Source organism: Streptomyces sp. NPDC055815 (assembly GCF_053616475.1).
Genome location: NZ_JBSHDU010000001.1, coordinates 266,886 through 281,922 on the forward strand (window position 1 = coordinate 266,886; position 15,037 = coordinate 281,922).

Sequence of the window (15,037 nt, forward strand, 5' to 3'; positions counted from 1 at the left end):
CCCCGGAACGGTCGGTCGCCGGAACGGTCAGGCGGCGGAGACGAGACCTGCCTCGTACGCGATGATCACGAGCTGCACGCGGTCGCGGGCGTCCAGCTTGGCGAGCAGCCGGGTGACGTAGGTCTTCGCGGTGGCGATGCTGATGTGGAGTGCGGCGGCGACCTCGGTGTTGGACAGGCCGCGTCCGACGAGGGTGAGGACCTCGCGCTCCCGGTCGGTGATCCCCTCGGCACGGCGGCGCGGCGGCGCTGGGGCCGCCCTGGGGCGGTCGGTGAACTGCTTGATGAGGCGCCGGGTGACGCTGGGGGCGATGAGGGCGTCGCCGGAGGCGACGACGCGGACGCCGGCGAGGATGTCGTCCAGGGCCATGTCCTTGACGAGGAATCCGGACGCGCCCGCGTGGAGCGCCGCGTACACGTGGTCGTCGTCGTCGAAGGTGGTGAGGACGACCACGCGGGCGCCGGTCGGGCCCTCGGTGATGATCCGGGTGGCCTCGATGCCGTCCGTTCCGGGCATCCGCAGGTCCATGACGACGACGTCGGCGCCGGTCTCCTCGACGAGCCGGACGGCCTCGGCGCCGTTCGCGGCCTCGCCGACCACTTCAAGGTCGGTGGTGTCGGTGACGACCATCCGGAGCGCGGTGCGCACCAGGGGCTGGTCGTCGGCGAGGACGACACGGACCGCCTGCTCGACGGTGGTCTCGTTCATCGGGTGGTGGCTCCTGTGGGCAGGGGAAGGCGGGCGGTGACGCGGAATCCGCCGCCGGGGCGTGGTCCCGCGCTGAACTCTCCGTGCAGCACCGCGACGCGCTCCCGCATCCCGGTCAGGCCGTATCCGGAGCCCCGGCCCGTGCTCACGCGCGCGTGGCCGGGGACGGGGCCGTGGTCCTCGACGGTGACGGCGAGGGACTCGGGGTCGCGGTGGTCGACGGTGACGGTGCAGTGGTCGGCGCCGGAGTGCCGTACGACGTTGGTGACGGCCTCCTGGACGATCCGGAAGGCGGAGAGGTCGAGGTCCGGGGGCAAGGGGCTCGGGGCTCCGACCCTGCGGACGGCGACCCGGACGCCGGCGTTCCCGGTGAGTTCGGCGAGCTGGTCGAGGGCGGAGAGACCGGGCATCTCGGGAAGTGCCCGCTGCTCCGCCTCGGGCGGGGGCTCCGCCTCCGTCCCCGGGTCCGTCGTGCGCAGGGCGCCGACCATCCGGCGCAGGCCCGCGAGGGTCTCGCGGCTCGCCGTCTCGATCTCGGTGAGGGCCTGCCGGGCGGCCTCGGGCTGGGTCGTGATGACACGCCGGGCGGCACCCGCCTGGAGGGCGACGATGCCGATGCTGTGGGCGACGGTGTCGTGCATCTCGCGGGCGATCCGGAGGCGTTCGGCGGTGACGGCCTGTTCGGCGGCCTGCGCGCGGCTCCGTTCCGCGTACTCCCGGGCCTGCCCCTCCGAGCGGCCGAGGAGCCAGGCGACGAGGGCAGTGAGGGCGACGGCCAGGGTGCCCGTGGTGCCGGCGGTCCAGCCGGCGAGCACCCTGACCGCCAGGTAGACGACGAGAAGGCCGAGGGCGAGCAGGAGCGCCCGCCAGGCCTCGCGGCGGGGGCGGGCGGCGGCGATGGCGTAGAGAGCGACATCGACCGCGAGGTACTGGGCGAAGGGGATGGCGGTGACGCCGAGGGGGGTGGAGGCGATGACCGGGGCGACGAGGAAGCAGGTGAGGGCGGCGGTGGGACGGCGGGTCAGGAGGGCGCTGCCGCGCAGGGTGAGGAGAGTGCCGACCGTCAGCATGAGGAGGCCGTCCCAGCGCAGGATGATGAAGCCGGGCAGGACGTCCGGCTCCTCCTGACCGGGCACGCGGATCCGGAGGAGGGCGGTGAAGACCATGCCCGCGCCCCAGGCGACGGCGGCCCACCCGCCGGGTGTGACCCTTCTGAGGAACGGTGCTGACGGGGTGGCGGACATGCGGTGATCGTAAACGGCGGCCCCGGCCCTGGGCATCGGACCGAGGGTGTACGACCTGGGGTGACAGGGACGCGCGCCGATTGTCCGCGCGGGGCCGATGCCCGGCGCGGGGCCCGGACGGCACGGTGTTGCCCATGATCGAAGTCAGGGAACTCACCAAGCGCTACGGCGCCACGACCGCCGTCGACGCTCTCACCTTCACCGTCCGGCCGGGCCGGGTCACCGGCTTCCTCGGCCCCAACGGCTCGGGCAAGAGCACCACCTTGCGGATGATCCTGGGCCTGCACGCGCCGACGAGCGGGTCGGTGACGGTCGACGGGCGGCCGTTCGCGGACCGGCCGCGCGGGCTGCGGCACGTCGGCGCGCTCCTCGACGCCGGGGACGTGCACGACGGCAGGACCGCGCGGGCGCATCTGGCGGTCCTGGCGCGCTCCAACCGCATCCCGGTCTCCCGGGTCGACGAGGTCCTGGAGGAGGTCGGGTTGGCCGGGGCGGCCGGGCGTCGGATCGGCGGGTACTCGCTGGGCATGCGGCAGCGCCTCGGCATCGCCGGCGCGCTGCTCGGCGACCCGCCGGTGCTGCTGTTCGACGAGCCGCTGAACGGCCTCGACCCGGAGGGCGTGAAGTGGGTGCGGGGACTGTTCCGGCGGCTCGCCGCGGAGGGCCGCACGGTCTTCGTGTCGAGCCATCTGATGACGGAGATGGAGCACACGGCCGACGAGCTGGTGGTCATCGGCCGCGGCGCGCTGATCGCGGCGGAGAGCCTCGCGGAGTTCGCCGCGCGGGGCAGGCGCCTGAGCGTGACGGTCGGCACCCCGGACCGGGCCGGAATGACGGCGCTGCTGCTCGGGGAAGGGGCGGAGGTCGAGGAGGAGGCCGGGCTGCTGACGGTGACCGGGCTCCCCGCGGCCCGCATCGGCGAACTGGCCCTGGAGCACCGGGTGCTGCTCGACCAGCTGACCACCCGTACGGCCTCCCTTGAGGAGGCGTTCATGGAACTGACCGCCGACAGCGTCGAGTACCTGGCAGGAGACGCCCGATGACGACCCTCGATCTTCCCGTGGTTCCCGAGGCCTCCGTCGTGGAACCCCGCGCCCGGTTCCGCGACCTGGTGGGGTCGGAGTGGCTGAAGCTGTGGTCGTTGCCCTCGACGGGCTGGTCGCTGCTGCTCGGGGCGCTCGTCGTGGTCGCCTTCAACCTGGGCACCGCCTGGGACCACTACCGCTACTGGCTGCAGTACGACGCGCAGAGCCGGGCCGAGTTCGTGGCGAACGACATGGCGCTCTGGGACGCCTTCACGTACAACGCGGCGCTGGTCCTGATCCTCTCCTCGGCCGCCATGGGGGCGGTCGCGGTGGTCGGCGAGTACAGCAGCGGGCTGATCCGTACGACGTTCACGGCGGTGCCGGCGCGGGGTGCGCTCATGGCGGCGAAGGTGCTGGTCGTGGCGGTGACGCAGACCGTGTTCGGTGCGGTGGTCGCGACCGCTTCGTTCTGGTCGACCCAGGCGGTGCTGTCGACGCGGGACATCGGGCTCCCGATCAGCCATCCGGGAGCGCCGCGCATCGTCCTGGCCTCGGCGCTCCTGGCCCCGGTGTGCGCGGTGGCCGGGATGGCGGTCGGCGCGCTGCTGCGGAAGAGCGCGGGCTCGATCGTCGGCTCGGTCGTCCTGGTCCTGCTGCTGCCCGCGCTGCTCTCGGAGCGGCGTCACGTGACGGCGGTGCTCGCCCACGCGACCCCGCTGCACGCCTGGCAGCGGCTCGCGGACGCGGGACCGCCCGCCGAGGAGCTGTTCCCCTGGTCGGCGGGCGGTGCCTGGCTGGTGTACGCGCTGTGGGTCCTGGGCGGGGCGGTGGTGACGGTCCTCGCGGTCCGGCGCCGGGACCAGTAGCGGTCGGAGACCGGTCACAGGAGGCGTCGCAGCCTGCGGCGGACGAGGTGTTCGTGGACGAGGCGCCCGACGAGGGCGCCTCCGTACACGACGAAGCCGACGCCGACGAGCCAGGACTGCAGGACGAGGACGGTGCCGAACTGGCCGTACGTCACGGCGTTCGAGGCGATCAGCGGGGAGAAGACCAGCTGCGAGAAGATCCGCAGCCCGAGGAGGCCGAGCGCGGTGAGGACGGCGCCGGGGGCGAGGGCGCGCCAGCGGATGCGACCGCAGAGCAGGAAGCGCTGGGACCACCAGAAGAAGAAGAAGGTGCCGAGGAGGTCGCCGAGGGCAACGACCGTGGTGATGCCCGCCGGGGCGTTGTCGGGTGCGGGGAAGGCGACGAACAGCAGCAGGGAGGCGACGAGGACGGCGAGCCAGACGACGTGCCGCCACATGGTGTGCCAGCGGGCGGTGGGGAGGTCCCAGACCCGCTCGTACCCGGTCTGTACGGCGGATCCGAAGGTGACACCGAAGGCGGCGAGGGCGGCGAGGCCGAAGGCGGTGGTGCGTTGCAGGGCCTGTCCCGGCTGGCCGAAGAGCTGCTCGACCTCCTCCTCGGAGACGTCGGAGACGCCGAGGCCCTGCACCAGCCAGCGGGCGAAGCCCTGGCCGCTGGCGAGGTCGGCGGCGGCGACGACGATCAGCAGGGGGACGAGGGTGAGCAGGCTGAGCGCCGCGAAGCCCATGGCCCGGTGCATGAGTTCCATGGCCCGGCCGCGGCTCCAGGTGAGTCCGACGGACGAGGCGAGGACGCGGGCGTGGAGCCGTGCGAACCAGTGGCCGTGTTCGGCGGGGGCACCGTCGCGCGGCGGACCGGGTGTGGAGGGCATGCCTGGTGAGGTACCCGGCCGGACGCCGGGGCATCGCAGGGATGCGGCCGAACGGGTGGGGTGGACGAAGGCATCGGGGGTGGCGGGGCCGGCGGGGTGTCAGCCGGCACGGCGGGGCCGGTGGGGTGTCAGCCGGCACGGCGGGGGCGGTGAGGTGTCAGCCGGCACGGAAGGGCCGGTGGGTCAGCCGGCGCGGAAGGGCCGGTGGGTCAGCCGGCGCGGCGGGGGCGGGCGGCCGGGCCCGGGCGGACGGTGACCTCGCGGGCCGTGAGGGTGGCCCGCTCCTCGCCGTCGCACTGGACGACGACGCGGACGGGGGCGCCGCAGTCGGCGTGCCGGATGTCGAGGACGGGCCCCTCGGGCTCGGCGGCGTGGGTGTCCCCCCACTGCTTGAGGGCGAGGAGTACGGGCCAGAGGTCGACGCCCTTGCGGGTGAGGCGGTACTCGTGGCGGGTACGGGCGCCCGGTTCACGGTAGGGCTCACTGCGCAGCACGCCGGCGGCGACGAGCTTGCGGAGGCGGTCGGCGAGGACCGCTTCGGAGAGACCGAGGTGCTGGCGGAACTCGTCGTACCGGCGGACGCCGTTGAAGGCCTCGCGCAGGATGAGCAGGCTCCATTTCTCGCCCACGACGTCCAGGGCACGGCGGACCGGGCAGTTCTCCGTATCCGTATCCAGCCAGTTCATGCGCCCACTGTAGCCATCTGGCTCTGTCGTTGACAGTCAGCCGACACGACAGCTAGCTTCGCCATACAGAGCCAGATCGGTCGGACAGTGGGCGGAGTGGAGTGGTGATGGGGCGGTCACGCACGGTCGAGTGGGAGGACGCCGGGGCCACCGCGCGGGCCGCGATGTCGATGGCGGGCATCGACTTCCTGCGGGAGATGGTGGCGGGCAGGCTGCCCGCGCCGCCGATCGCCGCCCTCCTCGGATTCACCCTGGAGGAGGTCGAGCCGGGGCGCGCGGTGTTCGCGATCGAACCGGGCGAGGAGCACTACAACCCGATCGGGAGCGTGCACGGCGGCGTGTACGCGACGCTGCTCGACTCGGCCGCCGGCTGCGCGGTCCACAGCACGCTGCCGCAGGGCATGGCGTACACCTCGCTCGACCTGTCGACGCGGTTCCTCCGCCCGGTCACGATGGACACGGGCAAGATCCGGGCCGTCGGCACGGTGCTGTCGCAGGGGCGCCGCACGGCTCTCGCGGAGGCGGGCCTGTACGACGCGGAGGACCGTCTCCTGGGTCACGCGACCAGCACCTGCATGCTGTTCCCGGTTCCGTCCCAGAACCCGGCGGAGTAGCCGGGTTCAGCGGGTGCCGGGGACCGGACGGGTGCGGGTGCAGCCGTCCGGGGCGACGTCGGGGACGCCGTTGGCCTGGAGTGCGGCGCTCACCAGGGTGGCGAGGAGGTCGATGTCCGAGCCCATGTCCAGACGGACCGTCACCCAGCCGGATCCGGCCCGCAGTCTCACCGCGCTCGACCCGAGGAGCGCGGGACGCAGCTTCGCGACCATGGCGCGGGTGAGGTGGACGTCCGCCTCGTGTTCGCCATGGAAGTGGACGATCTCCTGCGTCCCGGTGCCCAGTCCGAGCTCGGCGCCGCAATGGGCGCGGCCGGGGGTCAGCGAGGGCCAGCTCATCAGACGTTCACTGGCATGCCTGGCCGTGTTCATACGAGGAGCGTGCCGGGCGCCGGGGCCGCGCACAAGCGTCCTGCGGCAATAATCCCGCCGCGGCGGGAAACACGTCGTCGTCAGGGGTGGTGTGACCGTGCGTCACGACGCCACGGGGGGATCGCGTGACTCTGTGTCATGGCGCCGGGCGGGCGCGGATGCGGGCCGCGAGGACGGCCACGTCGTCCTCCGCCCGGTGGGCGTCGAGCCGCTGGAGCACCTCGTCGACGACCTGCTGGGGCCCGGAGTTCGCGGGGAGCCGGAGGGCGGCGAGGCGGCCGAGCGAGACGTCGACGTCCTCCCCGCGGCGCTCGACGAGGCCGTCGGTGAACATCAGCAGGGTCTCCCCGGGGGTGAGCGGGCGCGTGGTGGGTTCGTAGCCCCCGACGCCGGTGCCCAGCGGCGGCCCCACCGGGAGGTCGACGATCTCCGCGGAGCCGTCCGCGCCGAACACGGCGGGCGGGAGGTGCCCGGCGTTGGCGAAGGTGGCGGTGCCACGGACCGGGTCGACCCGGACGAGGAGACAGGTGGCGGGCCGGCGGGCGTCGTCGTCGGCGACCACGGAGTCGAGGTGCCGCAGCACCCGGTGCGGCGGCAGATCGGTCCCGGCGACCTCGCGGAGCAGCGCGCGGTAGGCGTTCATGTCCACGGCCGCGTCGAGCCCGTGGCCCATCACGTCGCCGACGACGAGGAGGCTGCGGCCGAAGTGGAGCCGAACGGTCTCGAACCAGTCGCCGCCCACGAGGGCGTGCGGACCGGCCGGGAGATAGCTGCCCGCGATCTCCAGGTTGGGGTGCGGCAGACCGGGTTCGGCGACGAGGGCCCGCTGGAGGTGGAGGGCGGTCTCCTCGGTCTCGACGAGCCGGCGGGCATGGCCGAGGTGGCGGGCGGCGAGCCGGACCGCGTGTTTGAGGACCGCGACCTCGTCGGCGGTGAAACCGGGGCCGCCGCGGCGCGTGACGATCACCGCCCCGAGGGGGCGCCCGCCGTGGACGGCGAGGGGCACGGCGAGGCTGGAAGCCTGGTCGCCACCGCCGGCGCCCGCCGTCCCGGCCGCGCCCGCCGAGGCGGCGCGCCGGACCGGGCCGCCCGGTTCGTCGAGGAGATCGACCGTGGCGGAGGCGTGCAGCCGGCGCGCGAGGAAGGCCGCGAGCTCGCGGCAGGTGGTCGCCGCGTCGAGCGTCGTACCGATCTCGTCGATCGCCTGCTCCAGGGCCCGCGCCCTGGTCGGAGCGGCCTCGTCCCTTTCCGCCACGACACCTCCACCGCCGTGCGGGCCTCCGGGTGGTGCACCCGGTCCCCCCATTGCACCAGCGGCCGCCGTCGCGCGCGCGGCACGGTGCGCGCCCGGGACGGTTGTGCGGTGGTGCCCGATCTGATCAAGTACACCTGAGGCTACTGGCCAGTACGAGTTTTCGCTTCCCGGGGGGACCGCATGACGACCGGATCAGCCACCACGACCGGGTTCTTCACCTCCGTCGACGACGTCGCCGAACGGCTCGCCGCCACCGGCTACCTGGCGTCGCCGGCCGTCGCCACCACCGTCTTCCTCGCCGACCGGCTGGGCAAGCCGCTGCTCGTCGAGGGCCCCGCGGGCGTCGGCAAGACGGAGCTCGCCAAGGCCGTCACCGAGGTCACGGGGTCACGCCTGGTCCGGCTGCAGTGCTACGAGGGCGTCGACGAGTCCCGCGCGCTGTACGAGTGGAACCACGCCAAGCAGCTGCTGCGGATCACCGCCGGCCGGGGCGAGTCCTGGGACGAGACGCGCACGGACATCTTCGGCGAGGAGTTCCTGCTCCCCCGGCCGCTGCTCACCGCCATCCGGTCCGAGGAGCCCACGGTGCTGCTCATCGACGAGACCGACAAGGCCGACGTCGAGGTGGAGGGGCTGCTCCTGGAGGTCCTCAGCGACTTCCAGGTGACCGTGCCCGAGCTCGGCACCATCACGGCGAAGCGGCGGCCGTTCACCGTCCTCACCTCGAACGCGAGCCGCGAGCTGTCCGAGGCGCTGCGCCGGCGCTGCCTCTTCCTGCACATCGGCTTCCCCGAGGAAGAGCTGGAACGCCGCATCGTGACCCTCAAGGTGCCGGGCCTGGACGCCGCCCTCGCCGCGTCCGTCGTACGGGTCGTGGGGGCGCTGCGGGCCATGGACCTGCGGAAGGTTCCCTCCGTGTCGGAGACGATCGACTGGGCCCGCACGCTGCTCGCGCTCGGCGCGGACCGGCTGGACGAGCGGGTCGTACGGGAGACCCTCGGCGTGCTCCTCAAGCACCAGGAGGACATCGTGAAGGCGGCGGCCAAGCTCGACCTGGACGCGCTGTGACTCCCGCGGCCCCCGCCGCGGTCGCGGTGCGGCTCACCGGGCTCGTCGCGGCGCTACGCGCCCACGGGTTCGGGATCGGCACCGGCGAGACCGTCGACGCGGGCCTCGCGCTCGAAGCGGTCGGCTTCACCGACCGGGAGCGGCTCAGGGAGGCGCTGGCGGCCACGCTGCTGCACGGGGAGGGGCAGCGCGCGGTGTTCGACCAGGTCTTCGACCTGTACTTCCCGCTCGGCGGCGCTCCCGGGGCGGCCGAGGCGTACGAGAACACCGCCGCGGACCTGGCGGCGCTCCGGGACCGGCTCGCGGAGGCCCTCACCGCCGGTGACGGCGCCGCCCTCGACCGGCTGGCCGCGGAGGCGGTGGGCGGGTTCGGCGGCTTCGGTTCCGGCCCGGAGTCGGACGGCTGGTCCTCGTACCAGACGCTCTCCCGGCTGCGCCCCGAGACCCTGCTCGCCCGGGTGCGCGACCGGCTGCGGGCGGCGGCCGCGGACGAGGAGCCCGACTTCACCGAGCGGCTCCTCGACGACGAGATCCGGCGGCGGATCGAGGCCTTCCGGGAGCGGGTGCGGACCGAGGCCCGGCGGCGCGTCGCCGAGCGCCAGGGCCGTGACCGGGTCGCGCGGCGGGCGGTCGCGGGGACGGCGGACAGCGTGGACTTCCTGATCGCCGGGCGGGCACAGCTGGACGAGTTGCGTCGTACGGTACGGCCGCTGGCGCGGAAGCTGGCCACCCGGCTCGCGGCGCGGCGGCGCCGGGCGTCACGCGGGGAGATCGATCTGCGGCGGACGCTGCGCGGCTCGCTCTCGACCGGCGGCGTGCCGGTGCGCCCGGTCCTGCGGCGGCGCCGTCCCCGGCGTCCCGAGCTGGTCCTGCTGTGCGACGTGTCGGGGTCGGTGGCCGGGTTCGCCCAGTTCACGATGCTCCTGGTGCAGGCCTTGCACGACCAGTTCAGCCGGGTGCGGGTGTTCGCCTTCGTCAACCGGGTGGACGAGGTGACCGGGCTCATCGCGCGGGGCGCGGCGGACCCGGCGGGGCTCGGCGACCGGATCCTCGCGGAGGCGGAGCTCACGGGCTGGCACGGGCAGAGCGACTACGGGACGGCGCTCGGGGAGTTCGCCGAGCGGTATGCGGAGGCCATCGGCCCGCGCACGGTGGTCTTCGTCCTCGGCGACGCCCGCACCAACGGCGCCGACCCGAACCTCGCGGCGCTCCGGAGCGTCGCGGCCCGCGCGCGGCGGGTCCACTGGCTCAACCCCGAGCAGCCCTCGCTCTGGGGTACCGGCGACTCGGTGGCCCCGGCCTACGCGGAGCTCGTCGAGATGCGCCCGTGCCGCAACGCCCGCCAGCTCGGGGAGCTGATCGGCCGGCTGCTGCCCGTGTGAGGACGGGGCACGGCGCCGTCCTCACGGAATGTTTCGCCGGGCCGGGGCCCGCCCGGTTGTACGACGGGCGGGCCCTCGAACTAGCGTGACCCCCATGGAACTCTTGGGAGAGATCACCGCCGACCGGCCCCTGCTCGTGCTCGCGGTCAAGGAAGAGGCGCAGTTCCTCGACACCGAGCTGCCGGTCCTGCTCACCGGCATGGGCAAGGTGAACGCGGCCACCGCGCTCGCGACCGTGCTCGGCCGGGGGCCCCGGCCGTCCGGGATCGTGAACCTGGGGACGGCCGGAGCCCTGCGGCCCGGCTGGACCGGGACGCACGTCGTCGGCACGGTGCTCCAGCACGACCTCGACGGGCAGCTGCTCGCCACGCTGACCGGCGAGACCTACGGCGCGCCGCTGACGCTGCCGGACGGCGGTGACGTGGTCCTCGCCACCGGCGACGCGTTCATCTCGGACGAGGCGGCCCGCGCCCGGCTCGCGGAGCGGGCGCCCCTGGTCGACATGGAGGGGTACGCGCTCGCGGCGGCCGCGGAGCTCGCCGGGGTGCCGCTGCGCATCGTGAAGCACGTCAGCGACGAGGCCGGTGACGGTGCCGCGCGCACCTGGCGCGAATCGGTCGCCGAGTGCGCGCGGGCGCTGGCCGACTGGGCGGAGGCGAACACCCCGTACCGCTCCTGACCTCCGCCCCGCCGCGGGTCAGCGGTGCTGGAAGTGGACCTCCGGGTCGGCGGGCGTCGGGCCGTCGAGGACCGGGCGCGGGATCCCGCGCAGGTGCTGGTCGAAGAAGGCCGCGACGTACGTCCGGGTGACGGCGACGGCCCGGTCGGCGGGCAGTTCCGGCTGGGGCAGTCCGAAGTGACGCTGGATCACGGGTCCGTCGGAGAAGGTGAAGTGCTCGGATCCGGCGACCGTGATCCAGCGCTTCCAGCCGTCGAGCCGGGACCAGGTCCGGTCCCAGCTGGTGTCCTTCCCGCCGGGCAGGTGCATCTCGTCGTGGGTGCCGAGCATGAGGAACGGGCGTCCCCGCAGGCCCTCCGCCGGGAGCTCCTCCCAGAAGGAGCCGTCCATGTTGATTCCGGCGTCGATCCGCGGGTCGGCGGCCATCGCGGAGGCGGCGCTCGCCCCGCCGATGGAGTGGCCGGCCATGCCGACGCGCCGCGCGTCGATCACACCGGCGTACCGCCAGGCGGGTTCGGGCCCGGTGAGCCGGTCCAGGACGTACCGCATGTCGGCGGCGCGCGTCGTGGTGACGACGCTGCCGTGCACCCCGCCCTCCTCCAGGGCCGTGCAGGCGACGCAGGTGAGGGTGCGGCCGCCGGGCAGGCTGATCCCGTACGACTCGTAGGCGTGGTCCACGGAGGCGACGACGTAGCCCCGGGAGGCAAGGTCCTCGGCGAGGTTCGTGAGCGTCCAGCGGGAGACGCTGAATCCCGGCGAGAGCAGCACCAGGGGGTGCCGCCCGGATGCGGGCCGTACGTCGGTCCTGCTGTGGGTGCGCGTGCGGGCGAGGACGTCGCCGGAGACGCCGGGCCCGAGCTGTTCGGCGAGCAGCCGGGACTCGTCCCGGGTGGCGTACGGGGCGGGGCGGCCGCCGCCGGGGTGGGCGGCCGGGTAGTGGAGCGTGACCATGAGCGCGCGGCCGTCGGCGGTGGGTACCCATGGATCGGTACGGGAGCGGTCGACGAGCGGCAGGACCGTGCTGCCGACGGAGTACGGCCCGGTGGGGTCCGGCAGGGTGACGGCCCGTGCGGCCTGCGTGGGAGCGCCCGTGGTGGGCCCGTGCGGGTCGGCCGCCGCGGCGACGCCGGCAGGTAAGGCGAGGGAGCAGACGAGAACGGCGGCCGCGGCCGCCCTGGTGAATCGGATCATGGGGGCACGCTAGGCGCGGGAGCAGGACCGGCGCGTCCGTCCACGGGGCTACCTTCGATCAGCCCAGAGTCTGACCCGGTGTCCGGTCCGGGGCGCCCGGCGGGACTTGACCCGCCCAGACGTCCCGGCGTTCGAGACGATCTTGACAGTGGCGAAGGCGGGCTGCCTATGGTGAGGAGTCGCCGTCCGCACCCCGGACGGGACCGGAACCGGGGGGAGGCGCACGTGCTCGCAACGCTCACCGCGGCGCATGTCTCCGCCCGTTCGGGCACCCGCCTCGTCTGCCGTCGACATGTCGACTACTGCCGTACCTCCTCGGCCATCTGTCCTTCCCCTCGCGCCTAGGACCTGTCCGCCCCGGCCGTGATCCGCCGGACAGGCCCCGACCCCGCCCCGCGTGGGTCCGCGCGTCCCGTGACGTCCCGTCGCCCGGCCCCGCGCAGCCGTGCTCCGCACCGCTGCCGCGCCGTCGCGCGTCCCTGTCGTTCGGAAGGACTCCCATGCCCCGCCCCGCCCTGCACCTGGCCGTCGAGATCGACGGCGACGGTGCCCATCCCGCCGCGTGGCGCCGTGCCGCGCACTCCCCCGGCGAGCTGCTGACCCCGCGTCGGCTCGCCCGGGTCGCGGCCGCCGCCGAGAACGCCGGCTTCACCCTGGTCACCCTCGAGGACTCGATCCTGCCGCCCGGTGACGGGTCCCCCGCCGGTTCCGGTCCCGTGGGACGGATCGGCGCGGTGGAGCGGGCGGCGTTCGCCGCCGCGTCGACGAGCGTCATCGGCGTCGCCCCGGTCGTGGCGACCACGTACGCCGAGCCGTTCCACATCTCCTCGCAGCTCTCCACGCTCGACCACGTGTCGGCCGGCCGGGCCGGGTGGGTGGTCGGGGCCGAGGAGGACCCCGCCGCCGCCCGCGCCTGGGGGCGGCCGCTCGTCGAGGGCGCCGACGCGATCGCCCGCGAGGCCCGTGACGGGCTCCGTGTCGTACGGGACCTGTGGGACTCGTGGGAGGACGACGCGGTGATCCGGTCGGTGGCCACCAGCCGCTACCTGGACCGCTCGCGGCTCCACGCCATCGACTTCACGGGCGAGACGTACTCCGTGAAGGGCCCGTCGATCGTGCCGCGTCCGCCGCAGGGCCGTCCCGTCGTCCTCGCCCCCGCGGGTCTCGTCCCGGCCGGTCTCGCCGATGTGGCGCTGGTCGGCGGTGCGACGCCGGCCGAGGCGGGCGAGGCGGCCGCGGCCGCCGGGGCGCCGCTCGCCTTCGCCGAGATCGAGGTCGCCCTCGACACCCCGGGCGCCACGGCGCGGGAGCGGATCGCCGACCTGGAGCGGTACGCCCCGTGGGAGGGCGGCGGGGACCGGCTGCGGTACTCCGGTTCCGCCGCCGGTCTGCTGGACCTCCTGACGGAGCTCGGCGGTCATGTGGACGGGGTGCGGCTGCGTCCGCTCGTCCTCGACGAGGACCTGGCCGTGCTCTCCCGTCTCGTCCTGCCCGAGCTGTTCGTCCGGCGGATCGCCGCGCGTCCGCTGCCGGGCACCACCCTGCGCACCTCCCTGGGCCTCCCCCGGCCCCTCAGCCGCTTCACGACCGACGGTGCCGCCGCGCTCGTCCGGGAGGAGACCCGATGACCCGCGCCGACTTCGACGACGTCCCGCGCCCGGACGCCCGACTGCACTTCGGTGTCTTCGTGCAGGGCGTCAACCACTGGACGATCTGGTCGGACCCGTCCAGTGGTTCCCAGATCGACCCGGCGACCTTCCTGCGGGTGGCCAGGACCGCCGAACGCGGGCTCTTCGACGCCTTCTTCCTCGGTGACGGCCTGCGGCTGCGCGAGTCGGAGGGCGGCGTCCACGAGCTGGACGTCGCCGGCCGGCCGGACTCGATCACGCAGCTGTCGGCGCTCGCCGCGGCGACCGAGCGGATCGGTCTCGTCTCCACCTCCAACACCACCTTCAACGAGCCCGGCGACCTCGCCCGGCGGCTCGCCGGACTCGACCTGCTCTCCGGCGGGCGGGCCGGCTGGAACATGGTGACCACCCACAACGCCTGGACCGGCGAGAACTTCCGGCGGGGCGGCTTCCTGGACCACGCCGACCGCTACCGGCGCGCCGAGGAGTTCCTCTCCGTCGCCCGCGCGGTGTGGAACGGCTGGGCGGAGGGCGCGGTCGCGGGATCCGCCGACGCCCGGTCCTGGTCGGTCCCGGGTGCGGTGGGACGCGTACGGACGCGGACCGACCACTTCGACGTCGATCTGGCGCCGACGCTGCCGCGCAGCGCGCAGGGGCACCCCGTGATCTTCCAGGCGGGCGACTCCGGCGACGGCCGGGACTTCGCGGCCCGAAACGCGGACGTGATCTTCTCCGCGCACGGGGACGACTTCGACGACGCGCTCGCCTTCGCCGAGGACATCCGGCGCCGGCTGCGGGCGGCCGGGCGGCCCGAGGACGCCCTGCGGATCCTGCCCGGCACGGAGATCGTCATCGGGGCGACCGAGAAGGAGGCGGAGGAGAAGGCCCGCTGGGTCCGCCTCCAGCAGGTCACCCCCGCGGTGGCGCTGGGCATCGCGAGCCGGCTGTGGGGCTTCGACCTGTCCGGGCGGGACGCGGACGGTCCGCTGCCGGCCGAGGATCCGGTGCTCGCCGCGTACGACGGGAAGTTCGGCACCCGTCTGCTCGGCGACCCGCGTGCCGTGGTGGCCGAGTGGCGGGCGAAGGCCGAGGCCAACGGCTGGTCGCTGCGCGAGACGGTCATCGAACTCGGTCCGCAGCACGGCCACGTCGGCACCCCGGCGGGGCTCGCGGACAAGTTCGCCCGGTTCGCGCGGCACGGGGCCGTCGACGGCTTCAACATCTCGCCGTACCTGGTGCCGGACGGGCTCGACGACATCGTCGAGCTGCTCGTGCCGGAGCTCCAGGAGCGGGGCGTGTACCGGACGGCGTACACGGGGACGACGCTCCGGGAGCATCTGGGGCTCGCGCCGGTGGCGTGACACCACGGAGGCGGGGGGGCGGGGGGGGGGCCCCCCCCCCCCCCCGCCGCCCCGCCCAACACCCCCCCCGGGGCCACGAAGAAGGA

15 protein-coding genes are annotated in these 15,037 nt (G+C 74.5%); 8 read left to right on the forward strand and 7 right to left on the reverse strand.

What is annotated here, in order from left to right; genetic code table 11:
- Positions 1 to 27: 27 nt before the first annotated feature.
- Both ACWGN5_RS01430 and ACWGN5_RS01435 read right to left on the reverse strand, forming a co-directional pair.
- A complete protein-coding gene (locus ACWGN5_RS01430) occupies positions 28 to 708 on the reverse strand; it encodes a response regulator transcription factor (protein ID WP_453510500.1) in 681 nt (226 codons plus the stop codon).
- Positions 705 to 1,952 carry a sensor histidine kinase gene (locus ACWGN5_RS01435; protein ID WP_453510502.1) on the reverse strand — a complete coding sequence of 416 codons (1,248 nt, stop codon included), beginning with the start codon at positions 1,950 to 1,952 and terminating at the stop codon, positions 705 to 707. Before ACWGN5_RS01435 ends, ACWGN5_RS01430 begins: the two co-directional genes overlap by 4 nt.
- A 134-nt stretch (positions 1,953 to 2,086) precedes the next feature.
- On the opposite strand from ACWGN5_RS01435, the gene ACWGN5_RS01440 reads away from it, so the two are divergent.
- Together ACWGN5_RS01440 and ACWGN5_RS01445 are read left to right on the forward strand one after the other, a co-directional pair.
- Complete coding sequence (locus tag ACWGN5_RS01440; protein WP_453510503.1) at positions 2,087 to 2,995, forward strand: ABC transporter ATP-binding protein; 909 nt, start codon at positions 2,087 to 2,089, stop codon at positions 2,993 to 2,995.
- The gene (locus tag ACWGN5_RS01445; RefSeq protein WP_453510505.1) at positions 2,992 to 3,843 is read left to right on the forward strand and encodes an ABC transporter permease; all 852 of its coding nucleotides are present in this window, start codon (positions 2,992 to 2,994) and stop codon (positions 3,841 to 3,843) included. The genes ACWGN5_RS01440 and ACWGN5_RS01445 overlap by 4 nt, the downstream gene beginning before the upstream one ends.
- 14 nt (positions 3,844 to 3,857) lie before the next feature.
- On the opposite strand, the gene ACWGN5_RS01450 is transcribed toward ACWGN5_RS01445, so the two are convergent.
- Both ACWGN5_RS01450 and ACWGN5_RS01455 read right to left on the reverse strand, forming a co-directional pair.
- Complete coding sequence (locus ACWGN5_RS01450; protein ID WP_453510507.1) at positions 3,858 to 4,715, reverse strand: YhjD/YihY/BrkB family envelope integrity protein; 858 nt, start codon at positions 4,713 to 4,715, stop codon at positions 3,858 to 3,860.
- Between the two features lie 209 nt (positions 4,716 to 4,924).
- Positions 4,925 to 5,401, reverse strand: a complete 477-nt coding sequence (locus ACWGN5_RS01455) for a winged helix-turn-helix transcriptional regulator (protein ID WP_453510509.1) — start codon at positions 5,399 to 5,401, stop codon at positions 4,925 to 4,927.
- 107 nt (positions 5,402 to 5,508) lie between these two features.
- Between ACWGN5_RS01455 and ACWGN5_RS01460 the strand changes: the two genes are divergently transcribed.
- The gene (locus ACWGN5_RS01460) at positions 5,509 to 6,015 is read left to right on the forward strand and encodes a PaaI family thioesterase (RefSeq protein WP_453510511.1); all 507 of its coding nucleotides are present in this window, start codon (positions 5,509 to 5,511) and stop codon (positions 6,013 to 6,015) included.
- Between the two features lie 6 nt (positions 6,016 to 6,021).
- Here the strand turns inward: ACWGN5_RS01460 and ACWGN5_RS01465 are convergent, their stop codons facing one another.
- Positions 6,022 to 6,387: a luciferase domain-containing protein gene (locus ACWGN5_RS01465; protein ID WP_245727810.1), complete on the reverse strand. Its 366-nt coding sequence runs from the start codon at positions 6,385 to 6,387 to the stop codon at positions 6,022 to 6,024.
- Between the two features lie 136 nt (positions 6,388 to 6,523).
- Positions 6,524 to 7,642 carry a PP2C family protein-serine/threonine phosphatase gene (locus tag ACWGN5_RS01470; RefSeq protein WP_453510513.1) on the reverse strand — a complete coding sequence of 373 codons (1,119 nt, stop codon included), beginning with the start codon at positions 7,640 to 7,642 and terminating at the stop codon, positions 6,524 to 6,526.
- A gap of 180 nt (positions 7,643 to 7,822) precedes the next feature.
- On the opposite strand from ACWGN5_RS01470, the gene ACWGN5_RS01475 reads away from it, so the two are divergent.
- From ACWGN5_RS01475 to ACWGN5_RS01485, 3 genes are all read left to right on the forward strand, one after another.
- Positions 7,823 to 8,710: an AAA family ATPase gene (locus ACWGN5_RS01475; RefSeq protein ID WP_453510515.1), complete on the forward strand. Its 888-nt coding sequence runs from the start codon at positions 7,823 to 7,825 to the stop codon at positions 8,708 to 8,710.
- The gene (locus tag ACWGN5_RS01480; protein ID WP_453510517.1) at positions 8,707 to 10,092 is read left to right on the forward strand and encodes a VWA domain-containing protein; all 1,386 of its coding nucleotides are present in this window, start codon (positions 8,707 to 8,709) and stop codon (positions 10,090 to 10,092) included. The genes ACWGN5_RS01475 and ACWGN5_RS01480 overlap by 4 nt, the downstream gene beginning before the upstream one ends.
- Before the next feature lie 94 nt (positions 10,093 to 10,186).
- Positions 10,187 to 10,771: a nucleosidase gene (locus ACWGN5_RS01485; RefSeq protein ID WP_179199903.1), complete on the forward strand. Its 585-nt coding sequence runs from the start codon at positions 10,187 to 10,189 to the stop codon at positions 10,769 to 10,771.
- A gap of 18 nt (positions 10,772 to 10,789) precedes the next feature.
- Here ACWGN5_RS01485 and ACWGN5_RS01490 read toward each other — a convergent pair whose 3' ends face one another.
- Positions 10,790 to 11,962 carry an alpha/beta hydrolase family protein gene (locus ACWGN5_RS01490; protein ID WP_453510519.1) on the reverse strand — a complete coding sequence of 391 codons (1,173 nt, stop codon included), beginning with the start codon at positions 11,960 to 11,962 and terminating at the stop codon, positions 10,790 to 10,792.
- Between the two features lie 500 nt (positions 11,963 to 12,462).
- Here ACWGN5_RS01490 and ACWGN5_RS01495 point away from each other — a divergent pair, with 500 nt between their 5' ends.
- Complete coding sequence (locus ACWGN5_RS01495) at positions 12,463 to 13,590, forward strand: LLM class flavin-dependent oxidoreductase (protein ID WP_453510520.1); 1,128 nt, start codon at positions 12,463 to 12,465, stop codon at positions 13,588 to 13,590.
- On the forward strand, positions 13,587 to 14,951 hold the full coding sequence (locus tag ACWGN5_RS01500) for an NtaA/DmoA family FMN-dependent monooxygenase (RefSeq protein WP_453510522.1): 1,365 nt from the start codon (positions 13,587 to 13,589) through the stop codon (positions 14,949 to 14,951). The genes ACWGN5_RS01495 and ACWGN5_RS01500 overlap by 4 nt, the downstream gene beginning before the upstream one ends.
- Positions 14,952 to 15,037: the final 86 nt, after the last annotated feature.